This is a genomic window from Microbispora sp. NPDC004025 (assembly GCF_053604425.1).
On sequence record NZ_JBSGHN010000013.1, the window covers coordinates 23,143 to 42,296 of the forward strand.

A 19,154-nucleotide genomic window follows, 5' to 3' on the forward strand; every position below is an offset into this window, starting at 1 on the left:
CACCGGGGGGCCGTCGGTGAAAGTTTCATGGGCCGGGAGGCGTTGAGCAGCGCATATCCGTATTTCTAGGGATCGGGACGCATCCCGAGGGCGCCCGCCACTTGGCATGAACTGCCGTGGCGTATTCCATAGGTGCTCGTGACGGAGATCCAGCAGGCCGGGACCGCCCGGGAGCAGGGCGCGGACGAGGCATCGGAGAAGATGACGTCCGTGGACAGCTCTGGCGGCACGGCGACCGGCGAACAGACGGGGCCGCAGTCGGGCCGGACATGGCGGGCGGTGTGGTGGCTCGGCCGGCCGAGCGACCGCACGGCCCTGCTGATCTGGTTCTTCTGGCAGATCGCCTGCTACATCTACCTGATACTCGCGGCGCCCGGCCGTACGGAGGACCCGATCCTCGACCGGTTCAACCGGTACGACTCCTACAACTTCATGGACATCGCGCGGTACGGCTACGACGGCCGGCCGGAGGACCAGGACTCGCCGCGGCTCGTCGCGTTCTTCCCGGGGCTGCCGCTGCTGCTGCGCGCCGTGCAGTTCGTCATCCCGGACCTGAGGCTCGCCCTCGTCCTGATCTCGTTCGTCGCGAGTGCCGTCGTGGCGGTGGCGCTGTCGCGGCTGAGCGAGTCGTACCGGGAGGGCAGCGGCCACTGGACCGTGCTGGCGTTCTTCTGCAGCCCGTTCGCGGTGTTCCTGCTCGCCGGCTACACGGAGGCGCTGTTCCTCGCGCTGGCCATCCCCGCGTGGCTGCTGGCGCGCCAGGGCCGGTGGGAGGCGGCCGCCATCTGCGCCGCCTTCGCGTCGTCCATCCGTATCTCCGGGCTCTTCCTCGCCCTCGGGCTGGCCGTGCAGTTCCTCGTCGCGCGCAACGGGCTGCGTGCCCCGAAGGGGTGGCGGAAGGCGCCGTGGCTGCTGCTGCCGGGCGTGCCGGTGCTGGCGTACATGCTCTATCTCTGGAACCGCACGGGCGACCTGATGGCCTGGAAGGCGGCGGAGGCGCGGTATTGGGGCCGCTATCCCGAGGCGCCCTGGAACGTGTTCATCAACACCTGGCACCGGTCGTTCGACGAGCCGGCTCTGACGACGTCGTACCGCGAGGAGATCATCGCGGCGATCGTGCTGGTCGTGCTGATCCTCGCGCGGCTGGTCCGGCGCAGGTGGGCCGACTTCGCCTATCTGGCGCCGCAGGCGGTGGCGCTGCTGGCGATGTCGTCGTTCTACATGTCGGTGGGCCGGGCCTCGCTGCTGTGGTGGCCGCTCTACATCTCCGTGGGCGTCGTCGGCACCCGAAGGCCCTGGGTTCTCATGGCCTACATCGCGGTCGCCGCGCCGGTGATGGCAATCAATGTCGGAAATTTCACCACAGGCGCCTGGGTGGGTTGATCGCTGCTGACTAGCTTCTCCATGTATGGGGGCATATGTGGCAGTAGCGGCAATTGTGACGCTTGCGGTCGCGGGTCTTCCGTCGCCCGCCGACACCTACCGGGTGAGCGTGCTCACCTACAACGTCTGTGCCGCGGGCAACAGCGCCGGCACCTGCGTACGCGACCTGACGCCGCAGCGCCGCAGAACCTGGGCAGGCCAGGTCTCCGCGCTGATCCGGTCGAGGGACGTGGACGTCGCCTCCTTCACCGAGATGTGCTACGCGCAGGTCGGCCTGCTCCGGCGTGAGCTGCCCGGCTACCGCCTGGTCTGGTACGGCTACGCCAAGGGCGGCGGGCCGGGCCGAGAGGACCGGTGCCGCACGTTGTGGGGCGACCTCACCCCGGACACGGCGCCGCCGGACGGCAAGACATTCGGTATGGCGCTCGCGCTGAAGAACGGGGCCGAGGGTCCGCCGCCGCTGCGGCGGCTGCTGCGCGCCGACCACGCCCCGGCCGTGCCCGGCGAGACGATCCACCCGCGCGGCCTGCTGTGCGCCACGGGACGGGTCGGCCCGCGCCGCTCGGTCTGCTGCGTGACCCACATCTCCGACACCGAGACCCCGCGGCAGGTCACCGGACTGGTGGCGCGTTACGCCGGCGGCGCGCCGGTCATCCTCACCGGCGACTTCAACCGCGAGCCCGGCCACGACCAGCTCACCGGCGTGTACGGCATGGGCCTGGGCGACGGCGGCTACGTCGAGGCCGGCGCCGAGTCGTGCGGGCTCGCGCGCCGCGGCGGCGAACCGACCACGCGCGGCGGCCGGAAGATCGACTACATCTTCGCGACCGAGGCCGACTACCGGCCGGGCGGAGCCGAGGTCATCAGGACCGACCCGGAGCTGTCGGACCACCTGGCGCTGGCCGGCACGCTCATCGGGAGCGAACCGAGGCCGCGGCGTGACGGCGGGCCTTGGCGAGGTAGTTGTCCGGCGTACGCGCGAAGGAGGCGCGATCGTCGTCGGTGAGCTCACGGACGACCTTGCCCGGCACGCCCGCGACCAGCACGCCCGCCGGGACGCGGCGGCCGGGCGGCACGACGGCCCCCGCGGCGATCAGGGAACCGGCTCCGACGACCGCCCCGCCGAGCACGACCGCGCCGATGCCCACGAGCGCGCCGGTCTCCACGTGCGCGCCGTGCACCATCGCGCGGTGGCCGAGGCTCACCCGGTCCTCCAGGATGGCCGGCTCGCCGGGGTCGGCGTGCAGACAGCACAGGTCCTGGATGTTGACCTCGTCGCCGACCTCGATGCGCTCGTCGTCGCCACGCAGCACCGATCCGTACCAGACGTTCGCGCCGCGCCCGAGCCGCACTCTCCCGACGACCACCGCCCCCGGGGCCACCCATGCCTCCGGATGGATGATCGGCGCGGCGTCGTCGTCCAGGTCCGCTATGTACGGCATGCCGCCATGATCCCATGTGGCGCGTGCCGAGTTCGATGCGACGCCCCGTGATCCGCCCGGCGCCTGGGGCGTTCAGGTTGCGATGTGCGACGGATAGCAGGAAAGTCGTGTCCTGGCTGCGTTACCGTCGTTATCTCCAACCCCAGGGTTTCTCATGACGAATCAGACCGACAACTTCCCCGACCTCATGAGTGACGACTCCTTCGAAGTCGTGATGCGTGGGTACAGCCGCAGGCAGGTCCACGACTACATGATCCGGACCCGCAACCAGATCCGGGACCTGGAGGAACGGCTGGCGCGCACGATCGACCAGGCGGAGCAGAGCCGGCTGGAGCTGGCCGAGGCGCGGCGGAGGATGGCGGAGTCGCCGCAGAACCCCGACGAACTGGGCGAGCGGCTCAGCCAGATACTCAAGCTGGCGCAGGAGGAGGCGGCCGCCAACAAGGAGGCGTCCGAGGCGGAGGCCAGGAGGCTGCGCGAGAGCTCGGCGGCCGAGGCCGAGCGGCTGGTGACGTCGGCGCGAGAGCAGGCCGACGCCATCAGGACCGCCGCCCAGGACGAGGCCGAGCGCCGCGTCGCCGAAGCCACCTCCACGGCGGACCGGCTGCTGGCGCAGGCGGGCGCGAACGCGGAGGAGACGCTGGGCACGGCCCGCGCGGAGGCGGAGGAGATCATGCGCGCCGCCCGCGCCGAGGGGGAGCGGCAGCTCACCGCCGCCCGGATGGAGGCGGAGCGGATGCTCTCCGAGGCGCGCGGGCAGGCCGAGGCCATGCTGGCGGCGGCGCAGCAGCGCGTGAACGCGCTGGACGAGCACACCGGCCGCCGGGTGGCCTACCTCACCGACACCCACACGGAGGTCGTGCGGCGGCTCAACGAGATCGGCTCGGTGCTCGGCGACCTCATGCAGCGCGAGGCCGCGGCGGGACCGGTGATCGACGAGGCCGCCGTGCTGCCGCCGCCGCAGGTGCACGCCATCGCCGCGGGCGACCCGAACCAGCGGCACGAGCCGGGTGACGAGCCGCGGCAGGCTCTGGAGGCCGCGCCGTCCGGGCAGGAGGCGCACCCCGAGGACGCCACCGGTCAGGGACGGGCGGACGACGACGAGGACGACGCGGTTCTGATCGTGGACGACGGACGCCACCAGGACGGTCACGCCGTGGCGCCCTCGCCCGAGGACACCGACGTCAACCTCGGCCGCGTGCGGCGTGCCCTGCCGGACGGGCAGTCGGTCGGAGGCAACTGAGTCGCAGGTGCAGAAGTGGTAGCGGAAGCCCCCGCCCCCGATCGGGTCGGGGGCTTCCGCGCTCATGGATCGGCGGTGCGGGTCTCCTGCTCGCGCAGCAGCTCACGCAGCCCGTCGGCCTCGTCGGCGTCGATGGTCATCGCGCATCCCGCCGCACGCTGCGCCGACGTGAGCGGGTGGTGCCGGGTCGCCCACCACCGGCCCGCGTCGCTCCGCCAGATCGTCCACTCCGGAAACTCCCGGGCGATCTCGGCGAGGCGTCGGTCAAAGGACATCCGTACACCTTCCCTCGCCGTGTGCCCGGTGTTCTTGACGTCTCCTCCTCAAAGTGCGGGACATCTCTAGAGAAATCAATGATCGGGATGGTCAGGTCAACGTTGCCTCTTGACCTAGGCGTCCAAGTCGTACTGAAGTACATAGGACGCCGCGTCCAGGATCATCTCGTTGACCTCGACCGGCATGCCTCCCTCCGCGAAGGCCACCCGGGTGACGGAGATCACCGGCGTGCCGGCGGGTAGGTTCAGCGACTCGGCCTCGCCGGGCAACGGCATCCGCGCCCGCACCTCCTCGCTGAAATGGACGGGAGCCCGGCCGAGCTCGCCCAGCCGGGCGTACACCCCGCCGGGACCGGTGTCGGGCAGGACGATCGCCGTGCCCTCCACGAGATCGGCGGGAAAGCAGGAGGCCGCGAGCTGCACGGGACGGCCGTCCACGGAGTAGCGGCGCCGGCGCACCCACACCTCGCCCGCGCCGAGCACGCGGGCGACCTGCTCGCTCGCCGGCTCGCGCACGATGCTCACCTCGTCCACGACGTACGACCGGCCCCGGGTGTCGGAGTCCCAGATGGCCAGGCCCCGCGCCCACTGCTCACGGGAGAGCCGGCGGGACCCGTGGCGGCGGATGGGGCGGAACAGCCGCACGTAGACGCCTGATCCCCGCTTGGGCACGGCGAGCCCTTCGTTTATCAGTACGGCGAGCGCCTGCCGTGCCGTGGCCCGAGCGACGCCGTGCTCCTTCATGAGCGCGTTCTCGCCCGGTAGCCGGTCGCCGTCACCGAGCGCTCCGGACAAGATCTGATCGCGCAGCCTGTCGGCGATGCGGCGATAGATCGGGGCCTCGTGATGCACCGACGGGGATTCCGTCACGTTTGATCACCCTCTGTCACCAACGGGGGTTTGGCGTCTCCAGAGAACTTGCCCCGTCTTGTCCACGATCGCACAGAGCTTGGGGTGCGTCTTGTGCTTACTTTGCGCTGATCGTGCCGGTGTGGCGATCCCTGGGGGTTATAGCCGTCCGCATCCGTGGAACGGTCCTTTCCGGTATTGCCGGTACCGGGAACGCTCCGTCATCGCCATAACGACAACAACGGATATTTCGGTACATAATGCGGTGACGAAGGAGTTGCCGATGGTTCTCAGCCGTGCCGAATGCCAGGACCTCGACGCCAAGGATCCGCTCGGGGAGTTCCGCGACGAGTTCTCGCTGCCTCCCGGGGTCGTCTACCTGCTGGGCAACTCGCTCGGCGCGCTGCCCCGGCGGACGCCGGAACGGGTGGCCCGCACGGTCGAGACCGAGTGGGGGGTGCATCTCGGGGCCAGCTGGAACACGGCCGGCTGGTGGGACATGCCGCAGAGCACCGGCGACCGCATCGCGCCCCTGATCGGCGCGCGCCCCGGCGACGTGCTGGCCGGCGACTCCACCTCGGTGAACATCTTCAAACTGGTCACGGCCGCCCTTCCGCTGCGGCCCGGCCGCCGTGTGATCGTCTCCGACCTCGACAACTTCCCCACGGACCGGTACGTCGTGGAGGGCGCCGCCCGGGCGCTCGGCGCGTACGAGATCAGGGACATCGGCGAGGGCGGCCGCTCGCTGGAGGACGCCCTCGGCGACGACGTCGCGCTCGTGCTGCTGTCGCACGTGGACTACCGGACGGGCGCGGCCAGGGACATGGCGGCGGTGACCGAGCGGGTCCGGGCGGCCGGCGCGCTCATGATCTGGGACCTGTGCCACAGCGCCGGGGCGCTGCCCGTGCGGGTGGGCGAGGCGGACTTCGCCGTCGGCTGCACCTACAAGTACCTGAACGGCGGGCCCGGCGCCCCCGCGTACCTGTACGTCGCGCCCCGCCACCAGGACGCCGTCCAGAACGTGCTGTCGGGCTGGCACGGGCACGCCGCGCCCTTCGACTTCGAACCGCACTACCGCCCCGCGGCCGGTGTGCGGCGCTTCGCCACGGGCAGCCCGCCGATCCTGTCGTACGCCGCGCTGAACGCGTCGCTCGACATCTGGGAGCGGGCGGACCTCGACGAGGTCAGAGCCAAGAGCCTGGCCCTGACCTCGCTGTTCGTCGAGCTGCTCGACGACCTCGTCGACCCGGGGCTCGGGCTCGTCCTGGCCACCCCGCGCGACCCGGAGCGGCGGGGAAGCCAGGTCAGCTACCGTCACCCGCAGGGCTACCCCGTGGTGCGCGCGCTCGCGGACCGGGGAGTGGTGGGCGACTACCGCGAGCCGGACTTCGTCCGTTTCGGCTTCGCGCCGCTGTACCTGCGCTACGTCGACGTGTACGACGCGGCGGCCACGCTGGCCGAGGTGCTGGGCGAGGAGCTGTGGCGGGACGAGCGCTACGCGCGACGGCTCACGGTCACCTGACGTGCGTCAACGGCGGCGGCGGGCCAGCCCGGCGACGATGTCTCCGGCCAGCGCCACGCAGCGGTCGCAGATGCGCCCGCCCTCGCCGTGGACCATGTGGACGCGCGGGCCGGGCGGCCTGCGGCAGAAGGAGCAGGCGGCGTCGCGCTTCATGCGGCGGTTGACCAGGTGGCGGTGGGCGAAGGCGGGAGTGAAGCGCCGCCTGCGCGCGCTCCGCCTGATGTAGCCGAACCGCTCACCGATGGCGGTCCAGGACGCGCCGGCCTCACGGGCGCGGCGCACCGCCAGATCGAGCAGGGCGTCCGCCTCGCCGCCCAGTTCGGGAACCAGGGTGATCGCGGCGGACAGGATTTCCAGGGGATCTTCGGGGTCGCGTGCGCTCGAGCGGGCCCGCTCGAGTAAGTCAGATGCCTCCATGGCGGACACCATAGGCCGCCGTACAAAGACGATCAAGCGCGACCACGGTGCGTAGGCTGGCCTGGTGAGGATGCCCGAGGAGCGGGCCCGCGCCCTGTTCTCCGCGGCCCGCGTGGCCCGCCTCGCGACCGCCGGGGCCGAGGGGGCGCCGCGGCTCGTCCCGGTCACGTTCGCCGTGCTGCGGGAGGGTGAGAAGGGCGTCGTGGTGACGGCCGTGGACCACAAGCCGAAGGCCACCGCCGACCTGCGGCGGCTGCGCGACATCCGCGACAACCCCCGCGTCTGCCTGCTGGCCGACCACTACGAGGACGACTGGGAACGGCTGTGGTGGGTGCGGGCCGACGGGCGGGCCCGCGTCGTGGAGGGCGGCGCCGAGCATGAGCGGGCCGTGGCGGGGCTGGCGCGAAAGTACGCCCAGTATCGCGAGCGTCCCCCGGCCGGGCCCGCGATCCTCGTCCGGGTCGAGCGCTGGTCGGGCTGGTCGTACGGCGAGCCGTAGGCCGGCGGACGTGGTCAGGCGGGCGGGAAGGGGTCGTCTCCCCGGGCGATCGTGTCCAGCATGCGCGCGGTGAACGCCTGGGTCGCGCGGTGGACGCCGGGGCCGAAGCTGATCCTGGCCACGCCGAGGGCCGCGAGGTCGCGGACGGCCGGCACACCGGGCCGCATCAGCACGTTGATCGGTCCGCCGATCTCCCGGGCGAGCGCGCCGATCGCCTCGGGATCGCTCGCGAGGATCGGGTAGACGCAGTCGGCGCCGGCCGCGAGGTAGCGGCGGCCCCGGTCGATCGCCTCCGCGAGCCTGTCGCCGGGGCTGCCGGCACCGTGGATGAAGGTGTCCACCCGGGCGTTGACCACGAGGCCGGTCCCGGCCTCGGCCGCCGCCGCCCGCACGGCGGCGAGGAAGTCCGCCTGCTCGGTGGCGTCGATCATCGCCCCGGTCGCCGGGTCGGAGTCCTCCAGGTTGCAGCCCACGGCGCCCGCGGCGGCCAGCCGTTCGACGAGTTCGGCGGCCCTCAGCCCGTAGCCGCGCTCCACGTCGGCGGTGACGGGGACGGCCACGACCCGGGTGATGCGGGCCACGGCCGCGAACATCTCGTCCACGGGTGTGTCGTGCCCGTCCTCGTAGCCCAGCGAGGCCGCGACGGACTCGCTGCCGGTGGCGACGGCGGGGAACCCGGCCGCCTCGACGGCGCGCGCCGACGCGGCGTCCCAGGCGTTGGGCAGCACGACGGGGTCGCCGGGCACGTGGAGCGCGCGCAGGACCGCCGCCTTCTCGTGGATCTCAGCCATAGGGACACCCTAGAGACCCCGGCCGGTGAGAACGCCACCCGTCTACCGGGGAATGAGGGGAAATCGCCGTGAGTTTGAGGGGTCAAGTGTGGTGACGGTCGCGCGGAGCCCTCGGATACGCTCGCGGAACCGGCCCCCCGATCCCCCGACCATTCCCGTCAGGAGAGTTTCATGAGCGACATCGACAGCGCTGTCGACCAGGCCGGGGCGGACAGCCGTCCCAGGGTGGACTTCTACTTCGACCCCGTCTGCCCGTTCGCGTGGGTCACGTCACGGTGGATCCTGGAGGTCGAGAAGCAGCGCGACATCGACCTGCGGTTCCGCGTGATGAGCCTGTCCGTGCTGAACGAGGGCAAGGAGGACCTGTCCGACTTCTACCGCGAGGCGGTGCCCAGGTGGCGGGGCCCGGTCCGGGTGTGCGTCGCCGCCGCGCAGCACCACGGGGAGGCCGTGCTGCGCGACCTCTACACCGCGATGGGCACCCGCATCCACAACCAGGACAACAAGGACTACGGCGTCGTGGCCAAGGAGGCGCTCGCCGAGGTCGGGCTGCCGGTCGAGCTGGCCGACGCCGCCGGCACCGACGAGTACGACGAGGCCCTGCGCCGCATGCACCACGAGGGCATGGACCCGGTCGGCGACGAGGTCGGCACACCCACGATCCACATCGACGGCGTGGCGTTCTTCGGCCCGGTGATGACGCGCGTCCCGCGTGGTGAGGAGGCCGCCCGCATCTTCGACGGCGCCCTCGCCATGGCGAAGTTCCCGTACTTCTACGAGATGAAGCGCAGCCGCACCACCGACCCCGAGTTCGACTGACACAGTCCGGGCTGAGGGGCGCCGCTCACCTCGGCGGTTCCTCCGGGGACCGCCGGGGCGCCGCCTTGCCGGTGCTCCTGAACAGCGCACGCATGGTCGCCAGCGCGGGGGACCTGTCGTCGGACCGCCTGGCCAGGCTGATCGTGCGGTGCAGGCCGGGCGGGGCGAGCCGCCGTACGCCGAGGGGGTTTTCCGCTAGGTCGGCCACGGTCCTCGGCACGAGGGCGAGACCCATCCCCCCGCTGGCCAGAGCGCACGACATGCCGTAGTTGCCCGTCTCATACGCCACGACGGGCGGCGCCAGCCCCTCGCGGCGGAACAGCGCCTCCAGCGCCTCGCGGTTGGCCAGCCCGCGCGTGCCGCTGATCAGCGGCCGCCCGGCGAGCTCCGGCCACGGCAGCGGCTCGGCCGCGTCGGTGAGCGCGTGCCCGGGAGCGGCCACCAGCACCAGCTCCTCCACCAGCAGCGCCTCGACGGTGACCCCCGAGGGCATCGGCGGATCGGGCTGATGCTCGTAGGTGTGCGTGAGCACGAGATCCGCCTCGCCCGTGGCCAGTGCGGGCAGCCCGGACGGCGGTTCGTACTCCCTCACATTCACCTCGACGGCGGGGTGAGCCCGCCGGAACGCCGCGAGGACCGGCGGTAACAGGTGGATGCCCGCGGTTGTGAACGTGCCGATCGTGATGTGCCCGCCGGACAGGCCGGCGAGCGCGGCCAGCCCGTGGCGGGCCCGTTCCAGCTCGTCGAGCACCCGCCGGGCGTGCTCCACCAGCAGCTCGCCCGCCGCCGTGAGCGTGGCGCCGCGGCGGTGCCGGATCACCAGTACGGCTCCCGCCTCCCGCTCCAGCTTGGCCATCTGCTGCGACAACGCGGGCGGCGTGTAGCCGAGGCGGGCGGCCGCCCGGGTTATCGAACCCGCCTCGGCGACCGCCACCAGCGCCGCCAGGCGCGTGACATCGTGCATGAAGCAATGCTTAACACCACCTCGCCAAATGTGACATACCTCACGAAGACTCCGGTCCCGCATCCTCGACTCACGACAGACGGGAACTGGAGGAGCGGATGTCCACAACACGATCGACCCGGCCGTTCGAGGTGTGCGTGATCGGAGCGGGGCCGCGCGGCATGTCGGTGGTCGAGCGGCTGTGCGCCAACGCGCGGCGGCTGCCGCCGCGGGCACGGGTCCTGCTGCACGTCGTGGATCCCTACCCGCCGGGGGCCGGTCAGGTGTGGCGCACCGACCAGCCCGGCCAGCTGCTGATGAACACCGTCGCCTCGCAGGTCACGCTCTTCACCGACCCCAGCGTCGACATCCGCGGGCCGCTGGAGACCGGCCCCAGCCTGTACGAGTGGGCGCGCCACCTGGTGCTCTTCCCGGACGGCGTCGAGGAGGACGTGCTCGCAGAGGCGCGGCGGCTCGGGCCCGACACCTATCCCAGCCGCGCCTTCTACGGCCGCTACCTGCGCTGGGTGTTCGAGCGGGTGGTCGCGCGGGCGCCTCGGCGGGTGGAGGTGCGGGTGCACGCCACCCGGGCGACCACGCTCGACGACGTGCCCGGCACCGGCGCGCAGCGGGTGGTGCTGGAGGACGGCACCGTGCTCGGCTCGCTCGACGCGGTGGTCCTGGCGCAGGGGCACCTGCCGGTCGAGCCCACGGACGCCGAGCGGGAGGCAGCCGCGTACGCCGCCGCCCACGGCCTGGTCCACGTGCCGCCGGCCAACCCCGCAGACGCCGACCTGAGCGACGTGCGGCCGGGGGAGGCGGTGCTGCTGCGCGGCCTCGGGCTCAACTTCTTCGACCACATGGCGCTGCTGACGCTCGGGCGCGGCGGCCGGTTCGAGCGGGGTGAGGCGGGCCGCCTCGTCTACCGGCCCTCCGGCCGCGAGCCCCGCCTGTACGCCGGATCGCGCCGGGGCATCCCGTACCAGTCCAGGGGCGAGAACGAGAAGGGCGTCGAGGGCAGGCACGAACCGCTGCTGCTCACGCCGGGCAGGATCGCGTCGCTGGCCGTGCGCTCGGCCGCTCGCGGCGGGCTCGACTTCCGCGCCGACCTGTGGCCGCTGATCGCCAAGGAGGTGGAAACCGTCTACTACGCCACCCTCCTCGCGCGGCGGGAGTGCGAGTGCGTCGCCGCCCGCTTCCGCGCCGCCTACCTCGCCCGCCCCTGGGGCGACGCCGGGGAGGCCCTGGTGCTCGACGCCTTCGGCATCGGGCCGGCGGTCCGGTGGGACTGGGAGAGCGTGGCCGAGCCGTACCGGGGGATCGGCTTCACCGGCCCGGACGACTGGCGCGCGTGGCTGACCGCCTATCTGCGCACCGACCTGGCCCAGGCCCGCGCGGGCAACGTGAGCGGGCCGCTGAAGGCCGCCCTCGACGTGCTGCGCGACCTGCGCAACGAGGTCAGGCAGGTGGTCGACCACGGCGGGCTCACCGGGCGCTCGCACCGCGACGACCTCGACCGGTGGTACACGCCGCTCAACGCGTTCCTGTCCATCGGGCCGCCGGCCGAGCGGGTCGAGCAGATGATCGCGCTCGTCGAGGCGGGCGTGCTCACCGTCGTCGGTCCCGGCATGCGCGTCCACGCCCGCGACGGCGTCTTCGAGGCCGAGTCGGCCGCCGTGCCGGGGTCCGTCGTACGGGCCAGGGTGCTCGTCGAGGCGCGGCTGCCCGAGATCGACCTGCGGCGCACGGCCGACCCCCTGCTGCGCCACCTGCTCCGGACCGGCCAGTGCCGGGCGTACGTGATCGGCGGGCGGCGCGGCGAGGACGGCCACGAGACCGGTGGTCTTGCCGTCACCCGGCGGCCGTATCGGCTGCTGGACGCGGACGGGCGGGCCCACCCGCGCCGGTTCGCGTACGGAGTGCCGACCGAGTCGGTCCACTGGGTGACCGCGGCGGGGGTGCGGCCGGGGGTGAACTCCGTGATCCTGGGCGACTCCGACGCCATCGCCCGCAGCGTGCTGACGCTGACGCCGGCGCGGGCCCTCGCGGGTGGTCGCAGGGTCGCTCGTGTGGCCGCCGGACCGCGTACGGCTCTCGCCGCCTCCTGCGGCGCTACCCGGGCGGGTGTCCGGTGAACGACCTCGACGGTGACCTGGATGTGGGCCTGCTGTCCCCGGTCCGGGTGGGCACGGCGGCGGAGCGGGCGACCGGAGACGGCGCGTGGCTGCGCGCGATGCTCGACGCGGAGGCCGCCCTGGTGCGCGCGCAGGCCCGGCTGGGGGTGGTCCCCGTGGAGGTCGCGGAGACGATCGGCACGGTGATCGGCAAGGTGGCGGAGGGGGGCGGCCTCGACCTGACGGCCCTGGCGCTGCGCGCCCGCGAGGCGGCCAACCCCGTCGTGGCGCTGGTCGAGGACCTGACGGCCGCCGTGGCGGCGGTGGACCAGGACGCGGCCGAATACGTGCACCGCGGCTCGACAAGCCAGGACATCATGGACACGGCCGCCATGCTGGTGGCCGCCCGGACCCTCGACCTGATCACCGCCGACCTGGACCGGGCCGCGGCCGCGCTCGCGGGGCTCGCGGCGGCGCACCGCGACACGCTGATGCCGGGCCGCACGCTGACGCAGCAGGCGGTGCCCACGACGTTCGGGCTGAAGGCGGCCGGGTGGCTGCACGCCGTACGCGAGGCGGCGGCGCGGCTGCGGCGGGTGCGCGCGGAACTGCCCGCCGAGCTCGGCGGCGCGGCCGGCACGCTGGCGGGCTACGTGGAGTACGCGCGGATCGCCGGGGTGCCCGACCCCGAGGCGTACCCGGAGCGGCTGATCGCGGCCTTCGCCGCCGAGGTGGGGCTGGCCGAGCCGGTGGTCCCCTGGCACGTCCTGCGGATCCCGGTCGCCGACCTCGCCGGGGCGCTGGCGCTCACCTCCGGGGTGCTCGGGAAGATCGCCGTCGACGTGCAGTCGATGTCGCGGACCGAGGTGGCCGAGGTCGTGGAGCCGGCCGCCCCCGGCCGGGGCGTCTCGTCGGCCATGCCGCACAAGCGCAACCCGGTCCTCGCCACCCTCGTCCGGTCGGCCGCGATCCAGGTGCCCGCGCTCGCCGCGGCCCTAGGCCACTGCCTGCTCGCCGAGGACGAGCGCCCCGCGGGCGCCTGGCACGCGGAGTGGCAGCCGCTGCGCGAGTGCCTGCGGCTGGTCGGCGGCGCCGCCGCCGTGACGGCCGAACTGGCCGGAGGGCTGGTCGCGTTCCCCGAGCGCATGCGGGCCAACCTCGCGCTCACCGGCAGCCTGACCGTCACGGAACGGGCGGCCGCCGTGCTCGCGCCGGTCCTGGGGAAGGCCGCCGCCAAGCGGCTGCTCGGGGAGGCCTCCGCGGTCGCCGCCGCGTCGGGCCGTCCCGTGGCAGAGGTGCTGAGTGAGCTCACAGTCGTGCCCGAGGGGCTGGACCTGGCCGGGCTGTTCGATCCCGCCGGATACACAGGGGCCGCCGGAGCGCTCGTCGACCGCGTTCTACGCTGCTGTCACGACGAATGAGGAGGTCCCGTGACCGGTCGCGCCCTTCCCTTCGGGCCGTCGAGCCCGATCATCCAGGCGCCCATGGCGGGCGGCGCGTCCACCCCGGCTCTGTCGGCGGCGGTGTCCGGGGCGGGCGGTCTCGGGTTCCTCGCGGCGGGCTACCGTACGGCGCAGGACGTGCGCCGGGAGATCGCGGCGGTGCGCGGGCGGACGGACCGGCCGTTCGGGGTGAACGTCTTCGTCCCCGACGCCGAGGCCGCGCGGCAGGGGTCCGGTGACGACGCGGCGGTGGCCCGGTATCGCGACGAGCTCGCCCCCGAGGCCGGGCGGTACGGCGTGACGCTGCCCGAGGCGCCCGCCCGGGACGACGACGAATGGGACGCCAAGATCGACCTGCTGGTGGAGCAGCGGGTGCCGGTGGCCGGTTTCACCTTCGGCTGCCCGCAGCCCGAGGTGACGGCCCGCCTCCACGACGCCGGGAGCGTCGTCATGGTCATGGTGAACACCCCGTGGGAGGCGGTCGCGGCGGCCGAGGCCGGAGCCGACGCGGTGGTGGTGCAGGGCCCCGGCGCAGGCGGGCACCAGGCGGCCTTCCTCCCCCCGCCGCCCACCTGGAATGCGCCCGGCGACCTGCCGGAACTCGTGGCCCTCGTGCGGGAGGCGACCGGCGTGCCGCTCGTGGCCGCCGGAGGGATCATGGACGGTGCGGACGTCGCCGCCGTCCTCGCCGCGGGCGCGGTCGCCGCGCAGCTGGGCACCGCCTTCCTGCGCACCCCGGAGAGCGGGGCGCACCCCGTGCACAAGGCCGCCCTCGCCGATCCCCGGTTCACCCGCACCGCCTTCACCCGGGCCTTCTCCGGACGTACGGCGCGCGGCCTGGCCAACCGGTTCATGGCCGAGCACGAGGCGTCGGCGCCCGCGTGCTACCCCCAGGTGCATCACCTGACGAAGGGGCTGCGCCGCGCGGCGGCCGAGCACGGCGACCCCGAGGCGATGGCCCTGTGGTGCGGCGAGGGGTACCGCCGCTCCCGCGACCTCCCCGCCGCCGCCCTCGTCGAAGCCCTCATGAGGGAACTCGCGGCCGCCCGCGCCTGACCGCCCCTTGGATGTCCATGGTCGGAGTACTGACGTTGCTTCACGGCCTGGAAGAAGGGTGGGGACGACACGGCGGCGTAATGGGCGGGTAACCCGGAGATGCGACGGTGAAAGAGGTCGGCGGAGGGCACGGGTGCTTGTTTTCGCCTCTGAACTAAGATGACCGTGTCGACGGGGAGGTTGGTCATGGCGAGGCCTCAGCGCAGGACGGTGCGGGACATCCGCAGAGGCAACCGGGCCGTGTTGCTGCGCGCGCTCTACTTCTCCGGCCCGACCAGCCGCAACGACCTCACCGCGCGCACCGGCCTGAGCGCCGCCACGGTCAGCACGATGACCGCCGACCTGCTGGGCGAGAACATCGTGGTCGAGGCGGGCCAGGTGGAGTCGGACGGCGGCCGCCCCCGCGTGCTGCTGCGCGTCAATCCCGAGTACGGCTTCGCGGTGGGCGTCGACGTCGCCGAGACGCACGTCCGGGTGGGGTTGTTCGACCTGGAGATGACCGAGCGGGCCAAGGTGGACTACATGCTGCGCCCGGCCCGGCACGATCCCGAGCTGGTCGCCCGGCACATCCTTTCGGGCGTCGAGGTCGTGCTGTCCGACGCGGGCGTTTCCCCCGAGCAGGTGCTCGGCATCGGCGTGGGCGTCCCCGGCATCGTCGAGCCGGGCGCGGACGGTGTCATCCACGCCAAGACCTTCGGCTGGGACGGCGTCCCGCTTGGAGCGCTCCTGCGCCGCGGCACCTCGCTCCCGCTGTACGTGGACAACGGCGCCAAGACGATGGGCCAGGCCGAGCTGTGGTTCGGCTCGGGCCGGGGCGCCTCGGACGCCGTCATCGTGCTGCTCGGCGTGGGGGTGGGCGCGACGATCGTGGCCGACGGCACCACGTTCCGCGGGGTCAGCAGCAGCGCCGGGGAGTGGGGGCACACGAAGATCGTGGCGAACGGGCGGCCCTGCCGCTGCGGCGGACGAGGCTGCCTGGAGGCCTACATCGGGATCGAGGCCATCCTCGACCGGGCCGGGGTCACCTCGGGGGGCGACTGGGAGGAGGACCTCGCCCGCGTGCTCGCGTCGAAGTCGCCGGTGGTGGAGGAGACCGTCACCTATCTCGGCGTCGGCCTGGCCAATCTCGTCAACCTGGTCAACCCCGAGAAGATCGTGATCGGCGGCTGGGTGGGGGTCCAGCTCGGCGAGAGCCTGCTGCCCGGCATCCGCCGCGCCACCGCGGCCAACTCGCTGGCCGAGCCGTACGCCGCGACGTCTATCGTCTTGGGCCGTCTCGGTCCCGACGCGGTCGCGCTGGGGGCCGCCACGCTCGTCCTGGAGGAGTTCCTCAACGCGCCTCAGGTGGCCAGGATCACCGCGGCCGGCTGACGCCTCGGCCGAAATTCCCTCGATCTTGCACCCCCCTGCGAAGGTGGGGACCGATTCGCGCCCGGGGGGTCGCACCCGCGGGCGTTTCCCGTCTGCGCGGCCGTATCGGGGAGGAGGCGGCCGTGGGGAACGACCCGCATCGGCGGGGCGCGAATCGGTCGGGGACCGGATTGGAGAGCGCTCTCCCGGAGAGTAGCACCCGGAAGTCCATTTCAGTCAAGACATATTTCGCGGTGTGAACTAAGCATTGACATAAGCGGGTGAAGGAGCGCACTCTCGGTCCGCTGGACCTCTCTCATCCCCCAACCCTCGTCCGAGGGGCTCCGCACCCAAGGAGACGTGCATGCCTCCATCCTCATGGCCTCATTCCCGGCCCCGGCGCCGGCGGGCCGGCCTGGTCGCCGCCGGGTTCGCCGCCCTGACGACCTTCGCGGCCGTGGCCGGCGTCGTCCCCTCCACCTACAGCGCCGCGGCGGCGGCCTGCGGCACGACCAACGTCGCGCAGGGCAAACCGGCGTCGGCCTCCTCGACGGAGAACGCGGCGTCGCCGGCGTCGGCGGCCTTCGACGGCAACACCGGCACCCGGTGGTCGAGCGCGTTCAGCGACCCGCAGTGGATCCAGGTGGACCTCGGCAGCTCGCAGCAGATCTGCAAGGTGATCCTGAACTGGGAGGCCGCCCGCGCCCAGACCTTCAAGATCCAGGTGTCGGCCGACGGCTCCGCCTGGTCGGACGCCACCGCGACGGTGAACGGCGTGAGCGGGACGCAGTCGCTCGACGTGTCGGCCACCGGCCGGTACGTCCGGATGTACGGCCTGACCCGGGCCACCGCGTACGGCTACTCGCTCTGGGAGTTCGCCGTGAACACCACGTCGGGTGGCAGTGGGACCACGTGTGGCACCGCGAACGTCGCGCAGGGCAAACCGGCGTCGGCCTCCTCGACGGAGAACGCGGCGTCGCCGGCGTCGGCGGCCTTCGACGGCAACACCGGCACCCGGTGGTCGAGCGCGTTCAGCGACCCGCAGTGGATCCAGGTGGACCTCGGCAGCTCGCAGCAGATCTGCAAGGTGATCCTGAACTGGGAGGCCGCCCGCGCCCAGACCTTCAAGATCCAGGTGTCGGCCGACGGCTCCGCCTGGTCGGACGCCACCGCGACGGTGAACGGCGTGAGCGGGACGCAGTCGCTCGACGTGTCGGCCACCGGCCGGTACGTCCGGATGTACGGCCTGACCCGGGCCACCGCGTACGGCTACTCGCTCTGGGAGTTCGCCGTCAACACCACGGGCGGCGGTGACGACGGCCCCACCCTCCCGGGCGGCGGCGACCTCGGGCCGAACGTGAGGATCTTCGACCCCTCCATGTCTAGCGCGAGCATCCAGAGCACGCTCGACACCATCTTCAGGCAGCAGGAGTCGAACCAGTTCGGCAGCCAGCGGTACGCGCTGCTGTTCAAGCCGGGCACCTACAGCGGCCTCAACGCCCAGATCGGCTTCTACACCTCGATCGCCGGCCTCGGCCAGTCGCCGGACAACGTCACGATCAACGGTGACATCACCGTCGACGCCGGGTGGTTCAACGGCAACGCGACCCAGAACTTCTGGCGCTCGGCCGAGAACCTGGCCGTGGTGCCGGTCAACGGCACCGACCGGTGGGCCGTGGCCCAGGCCGCGCCGTTCCGGCGGATCCACGTGCGCGGCGGGCTGAACCTCGCCCCCAACGGGTACGGCTGGGCCAGCGGCGGCTACATCGCCGACAGCAAGATCGACGGCACGGTGGGCCCGTACTCGCAGCAGCAGTGGTTCACCCGCGACAGCACCATCGGCGGCTGGACCAACGGCGTCTGGAACATGGTGTTCTCGGGCGTCGTCGGCGCCCCGGCGCAGAGCTTCCCGAACCCGCCGTACACGACGCTCGCGACCAGCCCGGTCACCCGGGAGAAGCCCTACCTGTACGTGGACTCGGGCGGCGCGTACCGCGTCTTCGTCCCGTCGCTGCGGACGAACTCCAGCGGCGTGAGCTGGGCGAACGGCGCGACCCCCGGCACGTCGATCCCGCTCACGCAGTTCTACGTCGCCAAGCCGTCCGACAGCGCCGCCACGCTCAACCAGGCGCTGAGCCAGGGCCTCAACCTGCTGTTCACGCCGGGCGTCTACCACCTCAACCAGACGCTCAACGTGACCCGGCCCGACACGGTGGTCCTCGGGATCGGCTACGCCACGCTGATCCCGGACAACGGCGTCGTCGCGGTGAACGTCGCCGACGTCGACGGCGTGAAGATCGCCGGCCTGCTCCTCGACGCCGGCACGGTCAACTCGCCGGTGCTGATGCGAGTCGGCCCCGACAACGCCTCGGCGAGCCACGCCGCCAACCCCATCTCCATCCAGGACGTGTTCTTCCGGATCGGTGGCGCGGGTCCCGGCTCGGCCACCACCAGCCTGGTCGTGAACAGCGACAACACGATCATCGACCACATCTGGGCGTGGCGGGCCGACCACGGCGCGGGCGTCGGCTGGAACACCAACCCTGCCGACACCGGCCTGATCGTCAACGGCGACAACGTGACGGCGTACGGCCTGTTCGTCGAGCACTACAAGAAGTACGAGGTGATCTGGAACGGCCAGGGCGGCAGGACGATCTTCTTCCAGAACGAGCTGCCGTACGACCCCCCGAACCAGGCGTCCTGGATGAACGGCTCGACCCGGGGCTACGCCGCCTACAAGGTGGCCGACTCCGTCACCAGCCACGAGGCCTGGGGGATGGGCAGCTACTGCAACTTCAGCACCGATCCCTCGATCGTGGCCGAGCGCGGCTTCGAGGCCCCCAACAGGCCGGGTGTGAAGTTCCACGACCTGCTCACGGTGTCGCTGGGCGGCGTCGGCACGATCGCCCACGTCATCAACGACACGGGCGGCCCGGCCCAGGGCACGGCCACCGTCCCGGTCAACGTCGTCAGCTACCCCTGACGGCCCGCATCCCCTGAAAAGCCGGG

General features: G+C 72.6%; 17 protein-coding genes. 11 read left to right on the forward strand and 6 right to left on the reverse strand.

Annotated features, from left to right (window positions below; all coding sequences use genetic code 11):
* Positions 1-138: 138 nt before the first annotated feature.
* Both ACWEQG_RS28040 and ACWEQG_RS28045 read left to right on the forward strand, forming a co-directional pair.
* Positions 139-1,383: a mannosyltransferase family protein gene (locus tag ACWEQG_RS28040; protein ID WP_452289212.1), complete on the forward strand. Its 1,245-nt coding sequence runs from the start codon at positions 139-141 to the stop codon at positions 1,381-1,383.
* A gap of 55 nt (positions 1,384-1,438) precedes the next feature.
* Positions 1,439-2,389 carry an endonuclease/exonuclease/phosphatase family protein gene (locus ACWEQG_RS28045; RefSeq protein WP_452289214.1) on the forward strand — a complete coding sequence of 317 codons (951 nt, stop codon included), beginning with the start codon at positions 1,439-1,441 and terminating at the stop codon, positions 2,387-2,389.
* On the opposite strand, the gene ACWEQG_RS28050 is transcribed toward ACWEQG_RS28045, so the two are convergent.
* On the reverse strand, positions 2,295-2,825 hold the full coding sequence (locus tag ACWEQG_RS28050; protein ID WP_346225388.1) for a gamma carbonic anhydrase family protein: 531 nt from the start codon (positions 2,823-2,825) through the stop codon (positions 2,295-2,297). The two genes, ACWEQG_RS28045 and ACWEQG_RS28050, sit on opposite strands and share 95 nt — an antisense overlap.
* Before the next feature lie 154 nt (positions 2,826-2,979).
* On the opposite strand from ACWEQG_RS28050, the gene ACWEQG_RS28055 reads away from it, so the two are divergent.
* A complete protein-coding gene (locus tag ACWEQG_RS28055; RefSeq protein ID WP_452289215.1) occupies positions 2,980-4,068 on the forward strand; it encodes a hypothetical protein in 1,089 nt (362 codons plus the stop codon).
* 62 nt (positions 4,069-4,130) lie between these two features.
* Here the strand turns inward: ACWEQG_RS28055 and ACWEQG_RS28060 are convergent, their stop codons facing one another.
* Both ACWEQG_RS28060 and ACWEQG_RS28065 read right to left on the reverse strand, forming a co-directional pair.
* Positions 4,131-4,343, reverse strand: a complete 213-nt coding sequence (locus tag ACWEQG_RS28060) for a hypothetical protein (protein ID WP_346225386.1) — start codon at positions 4,341-4,343, stop codon at positions 4,131-4,133.
* A gap of 114 nt (positions 4,344-4,457) precedes the next feature.
* Positions 4,458-5,213 carry a GntR family transcriptional regulator gene (locus ACWEQG_RS28065; protein WP_452289217.1) on the reverse strand — a complete coding sequence of 252 codons (756 nt, stop codon included), beginning with the start codon at positions 5,211-5,213 and terminating at the stop codon, positions 4,458-4,460.
* 262 nt (positions 5,214-5,475) lie between these two features.
* Here ACWEQG_RS28065 and kynU point away from each other — a divergent pair, with 262 nt between their 5' ends.
* A complete protein-coding gene (kynU, locus tag ACWEQG_RS28070) occupies positions 5,476-6,714 on the forward strand; it encodes a kynureninase (protein ID WP_452289219.1) in 1,239 nt (412 codons plus the stop codon).
* A 6-nt stretch (positions 6,715-6,720) separates the two neighbouring features.
* On the opposite strand, the gene ACWEQG_RS28075 is transcribed toward kynU, so the two are convergent.
* Positions 6,721-7,131 (reverse strand): ClpX C4-type zinc finger protein, encoded by a 411-nt coding sequence (locus ACWEQG_RS28075; RefSeq protein ID WP_363467979.1) that lies wholly within the window; start codon positions 7,129-7,131, stop codon positions 6,721-6,723.
* Between the two features lie 70 nt (positions 7,132-7,201).
* Between ACWEQG_RS28075 and ACWEQG_RS28080 the strand changes: the two genes are divergently transcribed.
* Positions 7,202-7,630 carry a TIGR03668 family PPOX class F420-dependent oxidoreductase gene (locus ACWEQG_RS28080; RefSeq protein WP_452289598.1) on the forward strand — a complete coding sequence of 143 codons (429 nt, stop codon included), beginning with the start codon at positions 7,202-7,204 and terminating at the stop codon, positions 7,628-7,630.
* A 14-nt stretch (positions 7,631-7,644) separates the two neighbouring features.
* Here ACWEQG_RS28080 and ACWEQG_RS28085 read toward each other — a convergent pair whose 3' ends face one another.
* Positions 7,645-8,421 carry an isocitrate lyase/PEP mutase family protein gene (locus tag ACWEQG_RS28085; protein ID WP_452289220.1) on the reverse strand — a complete coding sequence of 259 codons (777 nt, stop codon included), beginning with the start codon at positions 8,419-8,421 and terminating at the stop codon, positions 7,645-7,647.
* A gap of 171 nt (positions 8,422-8,592) precedes the next feature.
* Between ACWEQG_RS28085 and ACWEQG_RS28090 the strand changes: the two genes are divergently transcribed.
* Complete coding sequence (locus ACWEQG_RS28090; RefSeq protein WP_452289222.1) at positions 8,593-9,240, forward strand: mycothiol-dependent nitroreductase Rv2466c family protein; 648 nt, start codon at positions 8,593-8,595, stop codon at positions 9,238-9,240.
* Between the two features lie 25 nt (positions 9,241-9,265).
* Here the strand turns inward: ACWEQG_RS28090 and ACWEQG_RS28095 are convergent, their stop codons facing one another.
* The gene (locus ACWEQG_RS28095; protein ID WP_452289223.1) at positions 9,266-10,204 is read right to left on the reverse strand and encodes a LysR family transcriptional regulator; all 939 of its coding nucleotides are present in this window, start codon (positions 10,202-10,204) and stop codon (positions 9,266-9,268) included.
* A gap of 98 nt (positions 10,205-10,302) precedes the next feature.
* Between ACWEQG_RS28095 and ACWEQG_RS28100 the strand changes: the two genes are divergently transcribed.
* The 5 genes from ACWEQG_RS28100 to ACWEQG_RS28120 all read left to right on the forward strand — a co-directional run bounded on the left by ACWEQG_RS28100 (position 10,303) and on the right by ACWEQG_RS28120 (position 19,128).
* On the forward strand, positions 10,303-12,318 hold the full coding sequence (locus tag ACWEQG_RS28100) for an FAD/NAD(P)-binding protein (RefSeq protein ID WP_452289225.1): 2,016 nt from the start codon (positions 10,303-10,305) through the stop codon (positions 12,316-12,318).
* Entirely contained in the window at positions 12,315-13,718 is a 1,404-nt protein-coding gene (locus ACWEQG_RS28105; RefSeq protein WP_452289227.1) for a lyase family protein, read from the forward strand. Before ACWEQG_RS28100 ends, ACWEQG_RS28105 begins: the two co-directional genes overlap by 4 nt.
* A 9-nt stretch (positions 13,719-13,727) precedes the next feature.
* Positions 13,728-14,795, forward strand: coding sequence for a nitronate monooxygenase (locus ACWEQG_RS28110; protein ID WP_452289228.1), 1,068 nt, complete (start codon positions 13,728-13,730; stop codon positions 14,793-14,795).
* A 186-nt stretch (positions 14,796-14,981) separates the two neighbouring features.
* The gene (locus ACWEQG_RS28115; protein ID WP_452289230.1) at positions 14,982-16,166 is read left to right on the forward strand and encodes an ROK family protein; all 1,185 of its coding nucleotides are present in this window, start codon (positions 14,982-14,984) and stop codon (positions 16,164-16,166) included.
* A gap of 343 nt (positions 16,167-16,509) precedes the next feature.
* The gene (locus tag ACWEQG_RS28120) at positions 16,510-19,128 is read left to right on the forward strand and encodes a discoidin domain-containing protein (protein ID WP_452289231.1); all 2,619 of its coding nucleotides are present in this window, start codon (positions 16,510-16,512) and stop codon (positions 19,126-19,128) included.
* Positions 19,129-19,154 lie beyond the last annotated feature (26 nt).

Bases quoted from the DNA above. Each gene is read 5' to 3' on its own strand.
- ACWEQG_RS28050 (WP_346225388.1), bottom strand. From the start codon at position 2,825: ATGCCGTACATAGCGGACCTGGACGACGACGCCGCGCCGATCATCCAT.
- ACWEQG_RS28055 (WP_452289215.1), top strand. From the start codon at position 2,980: ATGACGAATCAGACCGACAACTTCCCCGACCTCATGAGTGACGACTCC.
- ACWEQG_RS28060 (WP_346225386.1), bottom strand. From the start codon at position 4,343: ATGTCCTTTGACCGACGCCTCGCCGAGATCGCCCGGGAGTTTCCGGAG.
- kynU (WP_452289219.1), top strand. From the start codon at position 5,476: ATGGTTCTCAGCCGTGCCGAATGCCAGGACCTCGACGCCAAGGATCCG.
- ACWEQG_RS28075 (WP_363467979.1), bottom strand. From the start codon at position 7,131: ATGGAGGCATCTGACTTACTCGAGCGGGCCCGCTCGAGCGCACGCGAC.
- ACWEQG_RS28080 (WP_452289598.1), top strand. From the start codon at position 7,202: ATGCCCGAGGAGCGGGCCCGCGCCCTGTTCTCCGCGGCCCGCGTGGCC.
- ACWEQG_RS28085 (WP_452289220.1), bottom strand. From the start codon at position 8,421: ATGGCTGAGATCCACGAGAAGGCGGCGGTCCTGCGCGCGCTCCACGTG.
- ACWEQG_RS28090 (WP_452289222.1), top strand. From the start codon at position 8,593: ATGAGCGACATCGACAGCGCTGTCGACCAGGCCGGGGCGGACAGCCGT.
- ACWEQG_RS28095 (WP_452289223.1), bottom strand. From the start codon at position 10,204: ATGCACGATGTCACGCGCCTGGCGGCGCTGGTGGCGGTCGCCGAGGCG.
- ACWEQG_RS28100 (WP_452289225.1), top strand. From the start codon at position 10,303: ATGTCCACAACACGATCGACCCGGCCGTTCGAGGTGTGCGTGATCGGA.
- ACWEQG_RS28115 (WP_452289230.1), top strand. From the start codon at position 14,982: ATGGCGAGGCCTCAGCGCAGGACGGTGCGGGACATCCGCAGAGGCAAC.
- ACWEQG_RS28120 (WP_452289231.1), top strand. From the start codon at position 16,510: ATGCCTCCATCCTCATGGCCTCATTCCCGGCCCCGGCGCCGGCGGGCC.